General features: G+C 62.2%; 11 protein-coding genes. 8 read left to right on the forward strand and 3 right to left on the reverse strand.

Features of this window, described 5'->3' with window-relative positions; genetic code table 11:
• Positions 1-587 (reverse strand): pirin family protein (locus tag CIB54_RS18410; protein ID WP_101220605.1); only part of this gene is annotated, 587 nt, incomplete at its 3' end.
• A 217-nt stretch (positions 588-804) separates the two neighbouring features.
• Between CIB54_RS18410 and CIB54_RS18415 the strand changes: the two genes are divergently transcribed.
• Complete coding sequence (locus CIB54_RS18415) at positions 805-3252, forward strand: UvrD-helicase domain-containing protein (RefSeq protein WP_101220585.1); 2448 nt, start codon at positions 805-807, stop codon at positions 3250-3252.
• A 122-nt stretch (positions 3253-3374) separates the two neighbouring features.
• Here CIB54_RS18415 and CIB54_RS18420 read toward each other — a convergent pair whose 3' ends face one another.
• Positions 3375-3647 carry a DUF1652 domain-containing protein gene (locus CIB54_RS18420; RefSeq protein WP_065953446.1) on the reverse strand — a complete coding sequence of 91 codons (273 nt, stop codon included), beginning with the start codon at positions 3645-3647 and terminating at the stop codon, positions 3375-3377.
• Between the two features lie 205 nt (positions 3648-3852).
• Positions 3853-4350 carry an NUDIX hydrolase gene (locus CIB54_RS18425; RefSeq protein ID WP_101220586.1) on the reverse strand — a complete coding sequence of 166 codons (498 nt, stop codon included), beginning with the start codon at positions 4348-4350 and terminating at the stop codon, positions 3853-3855.
• A gap of 491 nt (positions 4351-4841) precedes the next feature.
• Between CIB54_RS18425 and CIB54_RS18430 the strand changes: the two genes are divergently transcribed.
• The 7 genes from CIB54_RS18430 to CIB54_RS18460 all read left to right on the forward strand — a co-directional run bounded on the left by CIB54_RS18430 (position 4842) and on the right by CIB54_RS18460 (position 17523).
• Entirely contained in the window at positions 4842-6275 is a 1434-nt protein-coding gene (locus CIB54_RS18430) for a serralysin family metalloprotease (protein ID WP_057722481.1), read from the forward strand.
• Positions 6276-6322: 47 nt separating this feature from the next.
• The gene (locus CIB54_RS18435; protein WP_065953474.1) at positions 6323-6679 is read left to right on the forward strand and encodes a protease inhibitor Inh/omp19 family protein; all 357 of its coding nucleotides are present in this window, start codon (positions 6323-6325) and stop codon (positions 6677-6679) included.
• Between the two features lie 103 nt (positions 6680-6782).
• Positions 6783-8525: a type I secretion system permease/ATPase gene (locus CIB54_RS18440; RefSeq protein ID WP_101220587.1), complete on the forward strand. Its 1743-nt coding sequence runs from the start codon at positions 6783-6785 to the stop codon at positions 8523-8525.
• Between the two features lie 91 nt (positions 8526-8616).
• Entirely contained in the window at positions 8617-9909 is a 1293-nt protein-coding gene (locus CIB54_RS18445) for an HlyD family type I secretion periplasmic adaptor subunit (RefSeq protein WP_065953476.1), read from the forward strand.
• 2 nt (positions 9910-9911) lie between these two features.
• Complete coding sequence (locus CIB54_RS18450) at positions 9912-11252, forward strand: TolC family outer membrane protein (protein ID WP_101220588.1); 1341 nt, start codon at positions 9912-9914, stop codon at positions 11250-11252.
• A gap of 34 nt (positions 11253-11286) precedes the next feature.
• A complete protein-coding gene (locus CIB54_RS18455; RefSeq protein WP_101220589.1) occupies positions 11287-14244 on the forward strand; it encodes an autotransporter serine peptidase EprS in 2958 nt (985 codons plus the stop codon).
• A gap of 171 nt (positions 14245-14415) precedes the next feature.
• Positions 14416-17523, forward strand: coding sequence for an autotransporter serine protease (locus CIB54_RS18460; RefSeq protein ID WP_101220590.1), 3108 nt, complete (start codon positions 14416-14418; stop codon positions 17521-17523).
• Positions 17524-17571 lie beyond the last annotated feature (48 nt).

Raw genomic sequence — 17571 nt, forward strand, 5'->3', positions numbered from 1 at the left:
ACTTCAATCGTCCCGGTTGCCGGCACCAGGTACGCTCGGCGCCCGCTGTCCAGACGGTACTCGGCAGTTTCACCGGCCTTCAGATTAGCCGCCACCAAGCGTGCATCGGCGCGAATGCGCAGGCTTTGCGTGTCTCCGACCTTGCCGCTGGCCAGGGTCACGAAACCTTCGCGAACACCCTGCGGAAACGGCTTGGCGCCCCAGGACGGTGGCAATCCGGCCTCATTCGGAATGATCCAGATCTGGAAGATCTTGGTCGGCGTGGCTTCCAGGTTGTACTCGCTGTGGGCAATCCCGGTGCCGGCGCTCATCACCTGTACGTCGCCCGCTTCGGTGCGGCCCTTGTTGCCAAGGTTATCCGCATGACTGATGGCGCCTTCGCGTACGTAGGTGATGATTTCCATGTCGCGGTGCGGGTGCTGCGGGAAGCCGGTGCCCGGCGCAATGATGTCGTCATTCCACACCCGCAGGTTGCCCCAGTGCATGCGCTCGGGGTCATGGTATTCGGCAAACGAGAAATGATGATGGGCGTCGAGCCAGCCATGGTGGGCGCCGCCCAGGGTGTTGAAGGGTCGAAGTTCAAGCATGATCGTCTCCTGTTGATGACCCTATATTCCACCAGCGCATGATCGATAAAAAGCGTAAAAACTGCCTTATTCCTATCGACTGATTCGATGTTAATTAAGGGCAATAACTTTCACTTCATCGCCTAACTGCATGACACCAAAGCATTTGGCTGGAACTCGGCGTCAATTCCGGCGACCATGGCGCACTGTCAAAACCCAGCTCATCGCAGGAGTTCGCGTGCCGCCCCCACAGCCTGATCTGCCCCCTGAATTGCGCCCGCTGGCGGAAATGCCGCTGTTGAAACGGCTTGCCGCGCGTCTGTTCGGACACGGCCTCACGCGTTTGCGCGCTCAACACCGTTTCTCCTGGTTACACGGTCAAGCCGACGGTTTTCGCAGCGGGCATGAAGCCGGTGTGGAGTATGGCTACCGCGAGGGCAAGGCGGACGGTTTGGAAGAGGGCCGGCAAGTCTTGCTGATACGTGATTTTCGGTCCGATGAGCCTCGTGCTCCGGGCATTGATGACAACTTGTTCGATGACTGGCGATTGCCCCTGACCGCCGACATCAAAAAGCGCATCAAGGCCGACGTTGCACGTTTGCTGCCGGCTCACGCCCAGCCGAGCGCCGCGCAGTGGAAGATGATCTTCAGCGACACGCCCTCGACCTCAGTGATTGCAGGCGCTGGCGCAGGCAAGTCGACCTCCCTGGTGCTGCGCATCCTTCTGCTCACCCATTACCTGGGCTTCGAGCTGAGTTCGATGACCGTGGTGACGTTCACCCGCGAATCGCGCAAGGACTTCATCCACAAGCTCATGCAGATTCTCAGCCTGTGGGGCCAACCCCTTGGCCAAAAAGAGGCCCAGGCGGTGGTGCGCACCTTTCACTCACGCATCCTGCCGATGGTGCGCAGCCTGCCGGGCTTTGAGCGACTGCAGGCGTTCGAGAACCTCAGCGCCGGCGTCGAGGACGCCGACAGCAATCCGTTCGACCTGCGCATCAACGACGCCCAGCGCCAACAGATGAACGCCTGCTATCACCGCTTGCACGGCAGCCACGCGCGTTTTCGTGAGTTGATCGCGCCGTTGGCGCGCCATGGTCTGCAACTCAAGGAGCTGGAGTGCGATCACCCGGATGTACAAAAGCGCATGGCGGTGACGGAACTGGCGGCCAGGCGTGATGAAGAACTCTGCGACGTCATCGAGGATCTGTGGTTTCGCGCCGGCGCCTGGCCGATCAAGGGTATCGAGCCGAGCCGGCAGACGTTCGATATCAATGGGGCGAAATTTCATTGCCATGGCTATATCCCCGAGCTGGACGCGTGGGTGGTGCTGGGCTTTGATTCGCGGGAAAGCCCTCAGATCAGCCGGCCCAATTCAAAGCTGTCAGTGCGCGCAGAGTGGGCGGTAAAGCGCACCTTGTTTCAAGCTTTCTGTCGCAAGCCTTTGATATGGCTTGATAACTATGAGTCTTCAAAAAGATTGTTGAGCAGTCTGGCGGGCGATGCCACGGCCGGGCCAGGGTTTGATTACAAGGTCAAGGGTGAGCTTGCTTCAGCGCCGCTGTTGGACAGCTTTGTGATGGCCGCCGGCTTTATCGAAAACCTCGGGTTGGATGTGCCCAGCGCCGTGGGCCGCATGAGCTTTGCCAAAGACGACCCGGACCGCTTGTTCTTCGAGGCCCTGGGCATTTTCTGGAAGGCCCTGGAAGATCACTTGCTCGATCAATCGCCGCCGATCATGACGTATAACCGCATGTTTTCGTTGTTTGGCGAAAATACCCCGGAAAACCTCAAGCTGCTCAGCGACCCATTGCTGCGGCCGATGTCGCACCTGATGATCGATGAGTTCCAGGACGTATCGCCGCAGATTGTCTCGTGGATCCGTGCCAGCCTGCGCGAAATCCGCAGCCGTGGCCCGGCCATGCATGTCGGGCGCGGGGCGCAGCGTTCATCGCTACTGTGCGTGGGGGACGACTGGCAGTCGATCTACGGCTGGCGCGGCAGTTCACCCAAGTACTTCATGGAATTCAACCAAGAGTTTGCATCGCCGAGTACCACACGGGTGATGCTGGCTGAGAACTACCGCAGTCATCAGCACATCATCGATGCTGCCGAGCACATCGTACGCAGCGCGCCGGCCATTCCCGGCAAAAAGGCCAAGGCCAGTGGCGAGCCCAAGCCGCTGGTACCCGTGACAGTGCAGGAGCGCGACGACGCTGCACTGGCGCGGCAGCTGCTCGAGCATTATCAGCAGGGTGATACGATCTTGATGCTATATCGAAAAAGCAGCGATAAGTTATTGATACAAGAGCATATTCAGGCGGTAGTTAATCTTGATTCGAGCTTGCCGCCTCAGGCGCGCAAGCTCAAACAGCTGACCTATCACAGCGCCAAGGGCCTGCAGGCGGACGCGGTGTTTCTATTGGGGGACTGCCAGCACCTCACCAGTTCGCCTTACAAGAACCAGGTCTACCGTATGGCGGGCCTGGGCAAGGATGGCGACAACGAGGCGTATGACAACGCACAAAAAGACGAAGTGCTGCGCCTGGCCTACGTCGGTATCACGCGAGCGGTCAGCCACTGTTATTGGTACGTGGAAAAGCCCGAAGGCCAGGCGGTGAATGTGCCAAGGGCATCGGAGCGGGTGGACGGCAGGAAAGCATTCTTCGACGATCAACGCGGTTGATCGGCCTCAATGCGATCTGAATGTGGGAGGGGGCTTGCCCCCGATTGCGCTTTGTCATTCGACCTTGCAGTGACTGACCCAGCGCCTCCCACCGTTGGATCTCACCGGTCTGCGGCAATCGATCAGGCCCGCAGCGACAGAGGCGGCACAAAACTCTCAAGCTCATCCTCCACCGCCTCGATGATGCGCTCCACATCGGCGGCGTTCATTACAGTGGCGCAGGGAATGCCAGCGATAGCGATCAGTGTCTCGCCGCTGGTCCGATCAAACAGGCGGGCCACCATGCTGCCGGGGGCGTCCATGCTCCCCTCGAAGCCCATCGGATGAAAGTGCCAGCGCATCAGCTGGCACGCGTTGGGGAATGTCACTTTGTTCATAGTGCCCACCTTGTTCATTGAGCGCTTCCTTTAGCTCGCGGCAGGAGCCAGGACCTTCAATAGTCCTGGTGTCGAGCACTCAAAATAGCATCCGTTCGCAAGGGGAAGGCGACTTTTTCAGGTCCGTTCGGCGGTTCCTTGACCTGGATCATGTCTTGCTGGCCGCCAAGCTGGCGAGAGACGCCACGGCATGGGCGAGATGTCGTTGCAAATCAAGTGACCGTCATGACTCATCCGCTAACTGAATCAGCTCTGGGGAAGCGGGAGGGCCTAGAGTGAGCAGGCGTTGCAGGTAATGTCCCAGGCGCGGTGGCACGATGAACTGTTCGGTGTGATTGATTTCCTCGACGCTCCACCAGCGCATCTCCTTGACCACGGCTTTCTCTTCGTCGGTCTGATGCTGTGTCGTGAAATCGATGCGGGTAGCCCGATATAGCAGAAAGGACTCATCCAGAAGAACCGGCGTGCCATTACGCATCAATGTATGTTTTCCCGTCCACACCAGGCGCCCTTGGGACAGTTCTTCGGGGCGGTATCCCGCTTCTTCGAACAGCTCACGTTGTGCGGCGTCTTGAAGGCTTTCGTCCGGCTTGATTCCGCCACCCAGGGTGCACCAGAAGGTCCGGTCAGGCAGGGTCACCTGCATCAATAGAATTTGATCATGTGGGTTGAGCAGAAGGGCCCGGACATTCTTTCGGCAGGGCAGATCACAGGGGGCCATGCATGTGTTCCTTTTTGATCACGGCGTCCAACGCTAATAGAGAGTTCGCTCATATACGAGGTATACCTGACACATTGATTATCTTCAATGCCCGTCAAATCGGTGCGTGTCCCGGCATCAGGGGGCAGACCAGACGGACTTTTATATGCCGGTAGTGGCTCATTAATATTGCTTATGCCACGGTGTCAATATATTGGATCCATTATTCAAGTACGACGCTCAATTAAAGCGCTTTAGCGCTATTTAATATTTAAATAACACTGGACTTAGATTGGGCGCGCAATGAGCAATCACGCCCAATAAATGCTGCGCGCGACTTCCTGTTGTTGAACCTGCATCACATTTTCATCAGTGAAATAGTTGTAGACGAAAGATTTCAAGTTGTGTCAGTTTTCTTACGCCTTCAAAAGAGGTGAGTGATAGGACTATCCTCGCCCGCGAGGTTCCTATCGAACAAAGACTGATGCACTTGCAAACAAGGAAGTACGTTTATGTCAAAAGTAAAAGACAAGGCTATTGTATCTGCCGCGCAAGCCAGCACTGCTTACTCGCAAATCGATAGCTTCAGCCATTTGTATGACCGTGGCGGCAACCTCACCGTCAATGGCAAACCGTCCTACAGCGTGGACCAGGCAGCCACCCAACTGCTGCGCGATGGCGCCGCGTACCGGGACTTTGATGGCAACGGCAAGATCGATCTGACCTACACCTTCCTCACCTCGGCTACCCAGAGCACCATGAATAAACATGGCATCTCAGGTTTCAGCCAATTCAACGCCCAGCAGAAAGCACAGGCCGCACTGGCCATGCAATCCTGGTCGGATGTGGCCAACGTGACCTTTACCGAAAAGGCTTCCGGCGGCGACGGGCACATGACCTTCGGCAACTACAGCGGTGGCCAGGACGGCGCGGCGGCGTTCGCTTACCTGCCCGGCACCGGCGCAGGCTACGACGGCACCTCGTGGTACCTGACCAACAACAGCTACACGCCGAACAAGACCCCGGACCTGAACAACTATGGCCGGCAGACCCTGACCCACGAAATCGGTCACACCCTGGGCCTGGCTCACCCTGGCGACTACAACGCCGGGAATGGCAACCCGACCTATAACGACGCGACCTATGGACAGGACACGCGTGGCTATAGCCTCATGAGTTACTGGAGCGAGAGCAACACCAACCAGAACTTCAGCAAAGGCGGGGTCGAGGCGTACGCTTCCGGTCCGCTGATCGACGACATCGCCGCGATCCAGAAGCTCTACGGTGCCAACCTCAACACCCGCGCCGGTGACACCACCTACGGTTTCAACTCCAACACCGGGCGTGATTTCCTCAGCGCCACATCCAATGCCGACAAGCTGGTGTTCTCGGTATGGGACGGTGGCGGCAACGACACCCTGGACTTCTCCGGGTTTACCCAGAACCAGAAGATCAACCTCAATGCGACCTCGTTCTCCGACGTTGGCGGCCTGGTGGGCAACGTGTCCATCGCCAAAGGTGTCACCGTCGAGAACGCGTTCGGCGGCGCGGGCAACGACCTGATCATTGGTAACCAGGCCGCCAACCTGATCAAGGGCGGGGCCGGCAACGACCTCATCTACGGCGGTGGCGGTGCGGACCAACTGTGGGGCGGCGCCGGCAGCGATACATTCGTGTACGGTGCCAGTTCCGACTCCAAGCCAGGGGCTGCGGACAAGATCTTCGACTTCACCTCGGGTTCGGACAAGATCGACCTGTCCGGTATCACCAAGGGTGCGGGCGTGACCTTCGTCAATGCCTTCACCGGGCATGCCGGCGATGCGGTTCTGTCCTACGCCTCAGGCACCAACCTGGGCACGTTGGCCGTGGACTTCTCCGGGCACGGCGTGGCGGATTTCCTCGTCACCACCGTTGGCCAGGCGGCTGCCAGCGACATCGTGGCGTGATGTAAAGCGCGGCGCTCCGGCGCCGCGTTCCAGGATGGAGCCAAACGATGCAGCGTTTTTCCAAGTGGTTGACCCTTTTGATCGTGTCGGCAGGAGCCCATGCAATGGCGAGCAGTCTTGTTTTACCCAGTACCGCGCAGTTGGCAGGGCATTGGCAGTTGCACCAGGGCGACCAGGTCTGTGCGCTGGACCTGCAAGAGCAGGCCAATCGCCTGGGCGGCGACGTGGCGTGTGTGGCGCAATGGCTGGGTGAAAAGCCCCTGACCTGGTCGCCCACTCCGGACGGTATCTGGCTGATGAATGCCGAAGGCAGCGGGATCACGCACTTGAATCGCCAGAAGGAAGGCGAATATGAGGGGCGCACTAAATCCGGTGGTGTAGTTGCGTTGCGACGCACACCTTAGTTTCCAGTTATAAGCTTATAACTTCATTTGTTAGTTGACCGCGCCGTGTTCGGGGGTTGGGCAACTATTGCGCGTCATCTGGGTTCAGGGAAGAGTAAAAGATATGGCCAAGCCCCATGCCGTTGCGCCTTTGTTCAAGGCGCTGGGTGAGTACAAGAGCATCTTGATCAGCATTGGCTGTTTTACCGCCTTGATTAACCTGTTGATGCTGGTGCCATCGATCTACATGCTGCAAGTGTACGACCGCGTGCTGTCCTCCCAGAATGAAACTACGCTGGTGATGTTGACGCTGATGGTCGTGGGGTTCTTTGTCTTTATAGGCCTGCTCGAAGTTATCCGCAGTTTTGTGGTGATCCGCATCGGCAGCCAGTTGGAGCGACGTTTCAACTTGCGCGTTTACAAAGCCGCGTTCGAACGCAACCTGCAACGCGGGCAAGGGCATGCGGGGCAATCCCTGGGCGACCTGACCCACATTCGCCAGTTCATTACGGGGCCGGCGCTGTTCGCGTTTTTCGATGCGCCATGGTTTCCCATCTACCTGTTCGTGATTTTCCTGTTCAACGTCTGGCTTGGCGTGCTCGCCACGGCGGGAGCGGTGCTGCTGATCGGCCTGGCGTGGCTGAACGAGTACCTGACCAAAAAGCCGCTGGGCGACGCCGCCGGTTTTTCCCAACAGTCGACGCAGTTGGCCACCAGCCATTTGCACAATGCCGAAACCATCCAGGCCATGGGCATGCTCGGTGCGCTGCGCCAGCGTTGGTTTGCGGTGCATTCGCAGTTCCTCGGCTTGCAGAACAAGGCCAGCGACACCGGCTCGGTGATCACTTCCCTGAGCAAATCCTTGCGGCTGTGCCTGCAATCCCTGGTATTGGGCTTGGGCGCGTTTCTAGTGATCAAGGGCGATATGACCGCCGGGATGATGATCGCCGGCTCCATTTTGATGGGCCGGGTACTGAGCCCCATCGACCAGTTGATCGCCGTATGGAAACAATGGAGTTCGGCCAAGCTGGCCTACCAGCGCCTCGATGAACTGCTGCGCGAGTTTCCCCCGCAAGGCGAGCAGATGGCCTTGCCGGCGCCCAAGGGTCAGGTCAGTTTCGAGCAGGTCAGCGCCGGCCCGCCCGGTCGACGCCTGGCGACCCTGCACCACGTCAGCTTCACCCTGGCGGCCGGCGAAGTGCTGGGCGTACTCGGCGCCTCCGGCTCGGGCAAATCCACCCTGGCCCGCGTGTTGGTGGGCGTATGGCCGACCCTGGCCGGCACGGTGCGCCTGGACGGCGCGGATATTCACCGCTGGGACCGCGACGACCTCGGCCCGCATATTGGCTACCTGCCACAGGACATCGAACTGTTCAGCGGCAGCATCGCCGACAACATCGCGCGCTTTCGCGAAGCCGACCCGGAACGGGTGGTCAAGGCGGCGCAACAAGCCGGGGTGCATGAATTGATCCTGCGCCTGCCCCAAGGCTACGACACCGTACTGGGCGACAACGGCGGCGGCCTGTCCGGCGGGCAGAAGCAACGCGTAGCCCTGGCTCGCGCCTTGTACGGCGGGCCGCGGCTGATCGTGCTGGATGAGCCCAACTCCAACCTCGACACCGTCGGCGAAGCGGCACTGGCCAGCGCCATCGTGCAGATGAAGGCCCAGGGCAGCAGCGTGGTGCTGGTGACTCACCGTTCCTCCGCCTTGGCCCAGGCCGACAAGTTGCTGGTGCTCAGCGAAGGCCAGTTGCAAGCGTTCGGACCGAGCCAGGAAGTGCTGCGCGCGTTGTCCGGCCAGCACGAAGCACCGAAGGAAAGACCCGGCGGTAGGAGCGAGCTTGCTCGCGAAAGTCGTCAACGATGACGCGCTCCGATTGGCTACCCACAGTGCCTGTGGGTTTTTCGCGAGCAAGCTCGCTCCTACACGTTTTGCGTCAAGCAGTAAGGATACTTGCATGATTTACGAACAACACGACGCGCGCACCTTCGTGCGCATGGGCTGGCTGCTGACCGTGGTCGGCGCCGGCGGGTTTTTCCTCTGGGCCAGCCTCGCGCCGCTTGATCAAGGCATTCCGGTACAGGGCACGGTGGTGGTGTCGGGCAAGCGCAAGGCCGTGCAAACCCTCAGTCCCGGCGTGGTCAGCCGGATTCTGGTGCGCGACGGCGAGGCCGTGAAACAAGGCCAGCCGCTGTTTCGCCTCGACCAGACCCAGCACCAGGCCGACGTGCAATCGCTGCAAGCCCAGTACCGTATGGCCTGGGCCAGCGCCGCACGCTGGCAGAGTGAGCGTGACAACCTGCCCGGCGTGACGTTTCCCGCCGAGCTGAGCACTGATCCCGACCCGGCACTGGCGCTGGTATTGGAGGGCCAACGCCAACTGTTCAGCAGTCGCCGCGAGGCCTTTGCCCGCGAGCAGGCCGGCATTCGGGCGAGCATCGACGGTGCCATGTCGCAGTTGGGCGGCATGCGCCGTGCCCGCAGCGACCTGACCGCCCAGGCGCAATCCCTGCGCGACCAGTTGAGCAACCTGCAACCGCTGGCCGACAACGGCTACATCCCGCGTAACCGCCTGATGGACTACCAGCGCCAGTTGTCCCAGGTGCAGCAGGACCTGGCGCAAAACGCCGGCGAGAGTGGCCGCGTCGAGCAGGGCATTGTCGAGTCGCGCCTCAAATTGCAGCAGCACAGCGAGGAATACCAGAAGGAAGTGCGCAGCCAATTGGCCGACGCGCAACTGCGCAGCCTGACCCTGGAGCAGCAACTCACCTCCGCCGGTTTCGACCTGCAACACAGCGAAATCAACGCGCCGGCCGATGGCATCGCGGTCAACCTTGGCGTACACACCATCGGTGCCGTGGTGCGCGCGGGGGAAACCCTGCTGGAGATTGTGCCCCAAGGCACGCGCCTGGAAGTGGAAGGGCATTTGCCGGTGCACCTGGTGGACAAGGTCGGTACGCACTTGCCGGTGGACATCCTCTTCACCGCCTTCAACCAGAGCCGCACCCCGCGCGTGCCGGGGGAGGTGAGCCTGATTTCCGCCGACCAGATGCTCGATGAAAAGACCGGTGCGCCGTATTACGTGCTGCGCACCACCGTCAGCGAAGCGGCGCTGGAAAAACTCCACGGCCTGGTGATCAAGCCGGGCATGCCCGCCGAGATGTTCGTGCGCACCGGCGAGCGCTCGTTGCTCAATTACCTGTTCAAGCCGCTGCTCGATCGCGCCGGCTCTGCGTTGACCGAGGAATGAACATGAAGCCTGTGTTCATCGCCTTGCTGTTGAGCTGTGCCAGTGCGCACGCCGCCATGGGCCCGTTCGATGTGTATGAGCAGGCCCTGCGCAATGACCCGGTGTTCCTTGGCGCGATCAAGGAGCGCGACGCCGGCCTGGAAAACCGCACCATCGGCCGCGCCGGCTTGTTGCCAAGGCTGTCGTACAACTACAACAAGGGCCGCAACAATTCCGAAGCGCACCTGCCCGACGGCCGTGGCGGCAGCTATCGCGACGACCGCAACTACAACAGCTACGGCTCCACCTTCAGCCTGCAACAACCGCTGTTCGACTACGAAGCCTACGCCAACTACCGCAAGGGCGTGGCCCAGGCGCTGTTTGCCGACGAGAGCTTTCGTGACAAGAGCCAGGTCCTGCTGGTGCGGGTGTTGAGCTATTACACCCAGGCGCTGTTCGCCCAGGACCAGATCGACATCGCCCGCGCCAAGAAGAAAGCGTTCGAGCAGCAGTTCCAGCAGAACGAACACTTGTTCAAGGCAGGCGAGGGCACGCGCACGGACATCCTGGAAGCTGAATCGCGCTATGAGCTGGCCACCGCCGAAGAGATCCAGGCCCTGGATGAGCAGGATGCCTCCCTGCGCGAGCTGGGTGCGTTGATTGGCGTGCAAAGCGTGAATATCGACGACCTGGCGCCGCTGAACCACAGCTTCGCCGCGTTCAGCCTGAGCCCGGCCAACTACGCCACCTGGCACGAACTGGCGCTGACCAACAACCCGGTGCTGGCCTCGCAGCGCCAATCCCTGGAAGTGGCGCGCTATGAAGTGGAGCGCAACCGCGCCGGGCATTTGCCGAAAATTACCGCCTACGCCAGTTCACGCAAGCAGGAATCGGACAGCGGCAACACCTACAACCAGCGCTACGACACCAACACCATCGGCGTCGAAGTCAGCCTGCCGCTGTATGCCGGTGGCGCTATCTCGGCCTCCACGCGCCAGGCCAGCCGCGCCATGGAGCAGGCCGAGTACGAACTGGAAGGCAAGACCCGCGAAACCCTGATCGAACTGCGCCGCCAGTTCAGTGCCTGCCTGTCCGGGGTGAGCAAGTTGCGCGCCTATCAGAAGGCCCTGACCTCGGCCGAGGCACTGGTGGTGTCGACCAAACAAAGCATCCTCGGCGGCGAGCGGGTCAACCTCGATGCGTTGAATGCCGAGCAGCAGCTCTACAGCACCCGCCGCGACCTGGCCCAGGCGCGGTACGACTACCTGATGGCCTGGACCAAATTGCATTACTACGCGGGCAACTTGCGCGACACCGACCTGGCCAAGGTGGACGAGGCCTTCGGTCCGGAGAGAACGCGGTAGGGGCGACACATAACAATAAAACAGGAGTGTACGGATGATCACGGATTCACCACGGTTCAAACCCTTCACCGCAGGCTCATTGCTGCTGTTGTCCGTTGCGGCGCAGGCGCAATACGCCGAAACCGGCCAGCCGGGTAACCCGGCCAGTTGGCGTTCCGCCGAGTACCAGAGCGATTGGGGCCTGGGGCGCATGAAGGCCGATGAAGCCTATGCCGCCGGAATCAGCGGCAAGGGCGTGAAAATCGGTGCGCTGGACTCGGGGTTCGATGCCAATCACCCCGAAGCGTCCAAAGATCGCTTCCATCCGGTCACCGCCAGCGGCACTTACGTCGATGGCAGGCCCTTCAGCACCACCGGCGCACTCAACCCGAACAACGACTCCCACGGCACCCATGTCACCGGCACCATGGGCGCGGCGCGCGACGGCGTGGGCATGCATGGCGTGGCGTACAACGCCCAGGTCTATGTCGGCAACACCAACGCCAACGACAGCTTTCTGTTCGGCCCGACTCCGGACCCTCAGTACTTCAAAACGGTGTACAGCGCCCTGGTCGATTCCGGCGTGCGCGCCATCAACAACAGCTGGGGCAGCCAGCCCAAGGACGTCAGCTACCAGACCCTGGGCGATCTGCACGCGGCCTACGCCCAGCACTACAACCGCGGCACCTGGCTGGACGCGGCGGCGGATGTGGCCAAGGCTGGCGTGATCAACGTGTTCAGCGCCGGCAACAGCGGCTATGCGAATGCCAGCGTGCGCTCGGCGCTGCCGTATTTCCAGCCGGAACTGGAAGGTCACTGGCTGGCGGTGTCGGGGCTGGATAGGGCCAACAACCAGAAGTACAACCAGTGCGGCATCGCCAAGTACTGGTGTATCTCCACCCCGGGTGCGCTGATCAACAGCACCATCCCGGACGGCGGTTATGGCGTGAAATCCGGCACCTCGATGTCGGCGCCCCATGCCACCGGCGCGTTGGCGCTGGTGATGGAGCGCTATCCCTACATGACCAACGAGCAGGCGCTGCAGGTACTATTGACCACCGCCACGCAACTTGACGGCTCAATCACCCAGGCCCCCAACGCCATCGTCGGCTGGGGCGTGCCTGACCTGGGCCGGGCAATGCATGGGCCGGGGCAGTTGCTGGGCGCGATGGACGTGAACCTCGCAGCCGGGCAGGGCGATGTGTGGAGCAATGGCATCTCCGACCAGGCGCTGCTCCAGCGTCAGGCCGAAGACCGCGCCGAGCACAGCGCCTGGCAGCAAACCCTGCTCGACAAAGGCTGGCAGAACGGCGTGGGCACCAGCGCCAGCCAGCAGGACCAGACCGACTACGCCGTGGGCAGTGCGCGCGATCAGGCGGCGGCGAACCGCGTGTACGAAGGCAGCCTGATCAAATCCGGCGCGGGCAGCCTGGTGCTCAGCGGCGACAGCACCTATCGCGGCGCAACCATCGTCAACGGCGGCCTGCTGGCGGTGAACGGCTCGTTGACCTCGGCCGTGACGGTCAACGACAGCGGCACCCTCGGCGGCTCCGGACGGATCGGCGCGCTGTCGGTCAACAACGGCGGGCGTGTGGCGCCGGGCAACTCGGTGGGCACCTTGCAGGTAGCCGGGGATGTGAATCTGGGCGCCGGCTCCACCTATGCGGTGGAACTCACCCCCACCAGCAGCGACCGCATCGTCGCCGGCGGCAAGGCCGTGCTGGGTGGCGGTACGGTTACCCTGGCCCTGGAAAACAGCCCGACATTATTGAGCCAGGGTCAGGCCCAAAGCCTGATCGGCCGGCAGTATTCGATTCTCGAGGCGGCAGGCGGTGTCCAGGGCCAGTTCGGCCAGGTGCTGCCGAACTATCTGTTCCTCGGCGGCACCCTGGATTACGCCGCCACTGGGGTGCAACTGAATGTCGGGCGCAATGACGCCAGCTTCGCCAGCGTCGCCGCCACCCGCAACCAGCGCGCCGTCGCCACGGCCGCCGAGCAGTTGGGTGCGGGTAACCCGGTGTACGAAAGCCTGCTGCAGTCGGACTCGGTGACCACGGCGCAACAGGGCCTGCAGCAACTGTCCGGTGAAATCTACCCGGCCGTGGGCGCGATGTTGATCAACGACAGCCGCCAACTGCGCGATGCGGTGGGCGAGCGCTTGCGCCATGTGCCGGTGGCCGGTGAAAGCAACCTGTGGTTCAAGGCACTGGGTGCCTGGGGCAAGTCCGACACGCGCGGTGAAGCGGCAGGTTCCACCACCTCCCTCGGCGGCTTGCTGGCGGGGGTCGATGGCGCACTGGACGAACAGACCCGCGTCGGTGTGGTCGCCGGCTACAGCGACAGCTCATTGAGCATGGGCGGCGGCACGCATTCCTCGGCGTCCATCGACAGCTATCACTTCGGCGCCTACGCCGGGCGTGAGCTGGGCGACTGGCGCCTGAGTGTCGGCGGTGCCTACAGCTGGCATCGCGGCGATGTGAAGCGCGACCTGCAATACGGCGAGGTCAGCGGCAAGCAAAAGACCAAGCTGGAGGCGCGCACGGCGCAGCTGTTCACCGAAGCCGCGTACCGCATTCACCTGCAACCGCTGGCATTGGAGCCCTTCGCCAACCTGGCCTACGTGCACCTGGACAGTGACTCGTTCCACGAAAAAGGCGCGGCGGCGGCCCTGGAGCGCGGCAGTGACCGACGTGATGCGGTGCTCGGCACGCTGGGCGTGCGTGCCCTGAAAACCCTGGCCCTCAATGACCACCAGCAACTGGAGCTGTCCGGCTCGCTGGGTTGGCAACACAGCCTGACGGCGGTGGAATCCGAGGAACACCTGGCGTTTGTCGCCGGCGGGCCGTCATTTGCCGTGCGCAGCGCACCGTTGCTGCGCGACGCCGCGTTGGTAGGGCTGCAGGCGAGCCTGGCGCTGAGCCCGGCGACACGGGTCAACCTGGATTACAACGGCCAATTGGGCGGGCGCGAGAAAACCCAGGGCGTGGGGCTGAGCCTGAACTGGCAGTTCTAAAGGCACACCACAGTCCAAATGTGGGAGGGGGCTTGCCCCGATGAGGGTGGGTCAGCCAGCACTTCCGGCGACTGACACTCCGCTATCGGGGGCAAGCCCCCTCCCACAGGAGGACAGTGGCGCCGGGTCGAGATTTTTCCAAATGCAATAAGAAAACTAAGGAAGGTCACCGTGAAAAAATGCAAGTCAGGGTTCACCATCGCCCTCCACACAGGCCCGGGCTACCCGCTCAAGGCGTTGAGCCGCGTGCCATACGGCGCGCTGCTGTGCTGCCTGGCCAGCCTGGGGACAGCCCAGGCCGCACCCTATGTGGAAACCGGCAAGCCGGGCGATGCCGCCAGTTGGCGCAGCAACGAATTCAAGGCCGACTGGGGCCTGGGCGCCGTGCACGCCGACACCGCGTATGCCGCCGGCTACACCGGCAAGGGCGTCAAGCTGGGCATCTTCGACCAGCCGGTGTACGCCCCGCATCCGGAATTCGCCAGCCCCGACAAAGTGGTGACAATCGTCACCGAGGGCATTCGCCAGTACACCGACCCGTATATCCCGGTGAAGGCCGGTGATGCGTTTCGCTATGACGGCACGCCGTCCCTGGGCTCCAACGGCAAGCTGGGCAACCACGGCACCCATGTCGGCGGCATTGCGGCGGGTAACCGCGACGGCGGGCCGATGCATGGCGTGGCGTTCAACGCGCAAATCATCAGCGCTGAAAACGGTGACCCAGGCCCGGAAGACGGGATCATCCTGGGCAACGATGGCGCGGTGTACAAAGCCGGTTGGGATGCGCTGGTTGCCAGCGGCGCACGCATCATCAACAACAGCTGGGGCATCGGCATCGGTGATCAGTACGCCAAGGGCGGGCGCGATCCGGCGTTCCCCAACTTCACGGTCAATGAAGCCCAGGCGCAGTTCAACAACATCCGGCCGATCCTCGGCACGATCGCCGGGGGCGCTTATCAAGGCGCGATCGACGCGGCCCGCAGCGGTGTGCTGACCATCTTCGCCGCCGGTAACGACTACAACCGCAATAACCCCGATGCCATCTCGGGCCTGGCGTATTTCGTGCCGGAAATTGCGCCGAACTGGCTGTCGGTGGCGGCCCTGCAACAGAACCCGGACACCGCGAGCGCCAACCCCTACGTGATCAGCACCTTCTCGTCGCGCTGTGGCTATGCGGCGAGTTTCTGCGTGGCGGCGCCGGGTACGAAGATTTTCAGTTCGATCATCAACGGCACCAACCTGGACAACCTCACCAACGACTACGCCAACTTCAACGGCACCTCGATGGCCGCGCCTCATGTGGCCGGCAGTGCGGCGGTGCTGATGGAGCGTTTCCCGTACATGAGTGGCGACCAGATCTCCACGCTGCTCAAGACCACCGCCACCGACCTCGGCGCGCCGGGCATCGATTCGCTGTATGGCTGGGGCATGATCAACCTGGGCAAGGCGATCAACGGTCCGGGGATGTTCGTTACCGCCGAGGATATTCCGGCCGAGTTTCGCATCGACGGCGCCTACGGCAGTGGCCAGTTCGTCGCGGACCTGCCGGGCATTGGCGCGGTGGTGGATGCCGGCAAACCGACCCAGCGTGTGTGCAACGACATCCATTGCGGGCTGGATGTGTGGAGCAATGACATCGCCGGGCATGGCGGCCTGACCAAGCAGGGCATTGGCACGCTGGTGCTGACCGGCGCCAACACCTACAGCGGCCCGACCCTGGTCAACCAGGGCTTGCTGGCGATCAACGGCTCGGTTACGTCCGACGTCACTGTCAGCCAGAGCGGCGTGGTCGGTGGCTCGGGGCGTATCGGCTCGCTGAGCGCAAAAAGCGGCGGCACCGTGGCGCCGGGCAACTCCATCGGCACGCTGAACGTGGCGGGCAATGTCACCTTTGATGCGGGCTCGACTTACGCGGTGGAACTGTCGCCCACCAGCAGCGACCGGATTGTCGCCGGCGGCACTGCCACGCTCAATGGCGGCACCGTGACCCTGGCCCTGGAAAACAGTCCGACCTTGTTGAGCGTGTCCCAGGCGCAAAGCCTGATTGGCCGCCAGTACAACATCCTGCAAGCCGCAGGCGGTGTCACCGGCCGCTTCGGTGCGGTACTGCCGGACTACCTGTTCATCGGCGGCACGTTGAACTACGCAGCGGGCGGTGTGCAACTGGATGTGGCACGCACCAACAGCTTCGCCAGTGTCGCCGCTACGCCGAACCAGCGCGCCGTCGCCGCCGCCGCCGAGCAATTGGGCGCAGGCAATGGGGTGTATGAAAGCTTGCTGCTGGCCCCGACCGCGGCCTCGGCACAGGGCGCGTTCCAGCAACTGAGCGGCGAAGTCTATCCAGCCCTGGAGACTGCGCTGGTCAATGACAGCCGCTACGTGCGCGAAGCGGTTGGCGAGCGGCTGCGCAACGGTGAAATGGGCGCGACCAGCCAGGCTATCGACAGTCGTGGCAACGTGTGGGTCAAGGCGCTCGGGGCCTGGGGCAAGACCGACAGCCGCAGCGACACGGCCGGCTACACCACGTCCATCGGCGGCATGCTGGCCGGCGTGGACGGTGCCCTCGACGACGCAACGCGCATCGGCCTGGTGGCGGGCTACAGCGATACGTCGCTGAACATGGGCAGCGACACCCATAGCCGTGCCTCGGTCGACAGCTACCACTTCGGCGCCTATGCCGGGCATGAAATCGGCGCCTGGCGCCTGAGCGGCGGAGCCACCTACAGCTGGCACCGCGCCGATGTGAAGCGCGACCTGCAATACGGCGACGTCAGCGGCAAGCAAAAAGCCAAGGTCGATGCCCACAGCACCCAGGTGTTCACCGAGGCGGCGTACCGCATCAACCTGCAACCCCTGGCGCTTGAGCCATTCGCCAACCTGGCCTACGTGCACCTGGACACGGACAGCTTCAAAGAGAAGGGCGATGCCGCCGCGCTGAAAAGTGGCGACGACAGCCGCGACCTGGTGCTGAGCACCTTGGGGGTGCGCGCCTTGAAAACCTTCAACGTCAATGATCACCAGCAACTGGAAGTCTCCGGCACCCTGGGCTGGCAGCACAACCTGAGCAGCACCGACTCCGAGCAGCACCTGGCGTTTGCCTCCGGTGGCCCTTCGTTCGCGGTGCAAAGCGCGCCGATGGTGCGCGATGCCGCCCTGGTCGGGGCACGGGTGAGCCTGGCCCTGAGCAAGGATGCGCGAGTGAACTTCGACTACAACGGTTTGCTGGCCAGCAAGGAGAAGGTGCATGGCGTCGGTTTGAGCCTGGACTGGGCGTTCTGACGCGTTAAAAACCACGGTAGGAGCGAGCTTGCTCGCGAATAACTCAAG

This window comes from Pseudomonas fluorescens (assembly GCF_002837185.1).
In the GTDB taxonomy this organism is placed as follows: domain Bacteria; phylum Pseudomonadota; class Gammaproteobacteria; order Pseudomonadales; family Pseudomonadaceae; genus Aquipseudomonas; species Aquipseudomonas fluorescens_AM.

Excerpts from the sequence above, each read along its gene's own strand:
- CIB54_RS18425 (WP_101220586.1), bottom strand. The coding sequence starts at position 4,350 with ATGGCCCCCTGTGATCTGCCCTGCCGAAAGAATGTCCGGGCCCTTCTG.
- CIB54_RS18455 (WP_101220589.1), top strand. The coding sequence starts at position 11,287 with ATGATCACGGATTCACCACGGTTCAAACCCTTCACCGCAGGCTCATTG.
- CIB54_RS18435 (WP_065953474.1), top strand. The coding sequence starts at position 6,323 with ATGCAGCGTTTTTCCAAGTGGTTGACCCTTTTGATCGTGTCGGCAGGA.
- CIB54_RS18450 (WP_101220588.1), top strand. The coding sequence starts at position 9,912 with ATGAAGCCTGTGTTCATCGCCTTGCTGTTGAGCTGTGCCAGTGCGCAC.
- CIB54_RS18420 (WP_065953446.1), bottom strand. The coding sequence starts at position 3,647 with ATGAACAAGGTGGGCACTATGAACAAAGTGACATTCCCCAACGCGTGC.
- CIB54_RS18440 (WP_101220587.1), top strand. The coding sequence starts at position 6,783 with ATGGCCAAGCCCCATGCCGTTGCGCCTTTGTTCAAGGCGCTGGGTGAG.
- CIB54_RS18445 (WP_065953476.1), top strand. The coding sequence starts at position 8,617 with ATGATTTACGAACAACACGACGCGCGCACCTTCGTGCGCATGGGCTGG.
- CIB54_RS18430 (WP_057722481.1), top strand. The coding sequence starts at position 4,842 with ATGTCAAAAGTAAAAGACAAGGCTATTGTATCTGCCGCGCAAGCCAGC.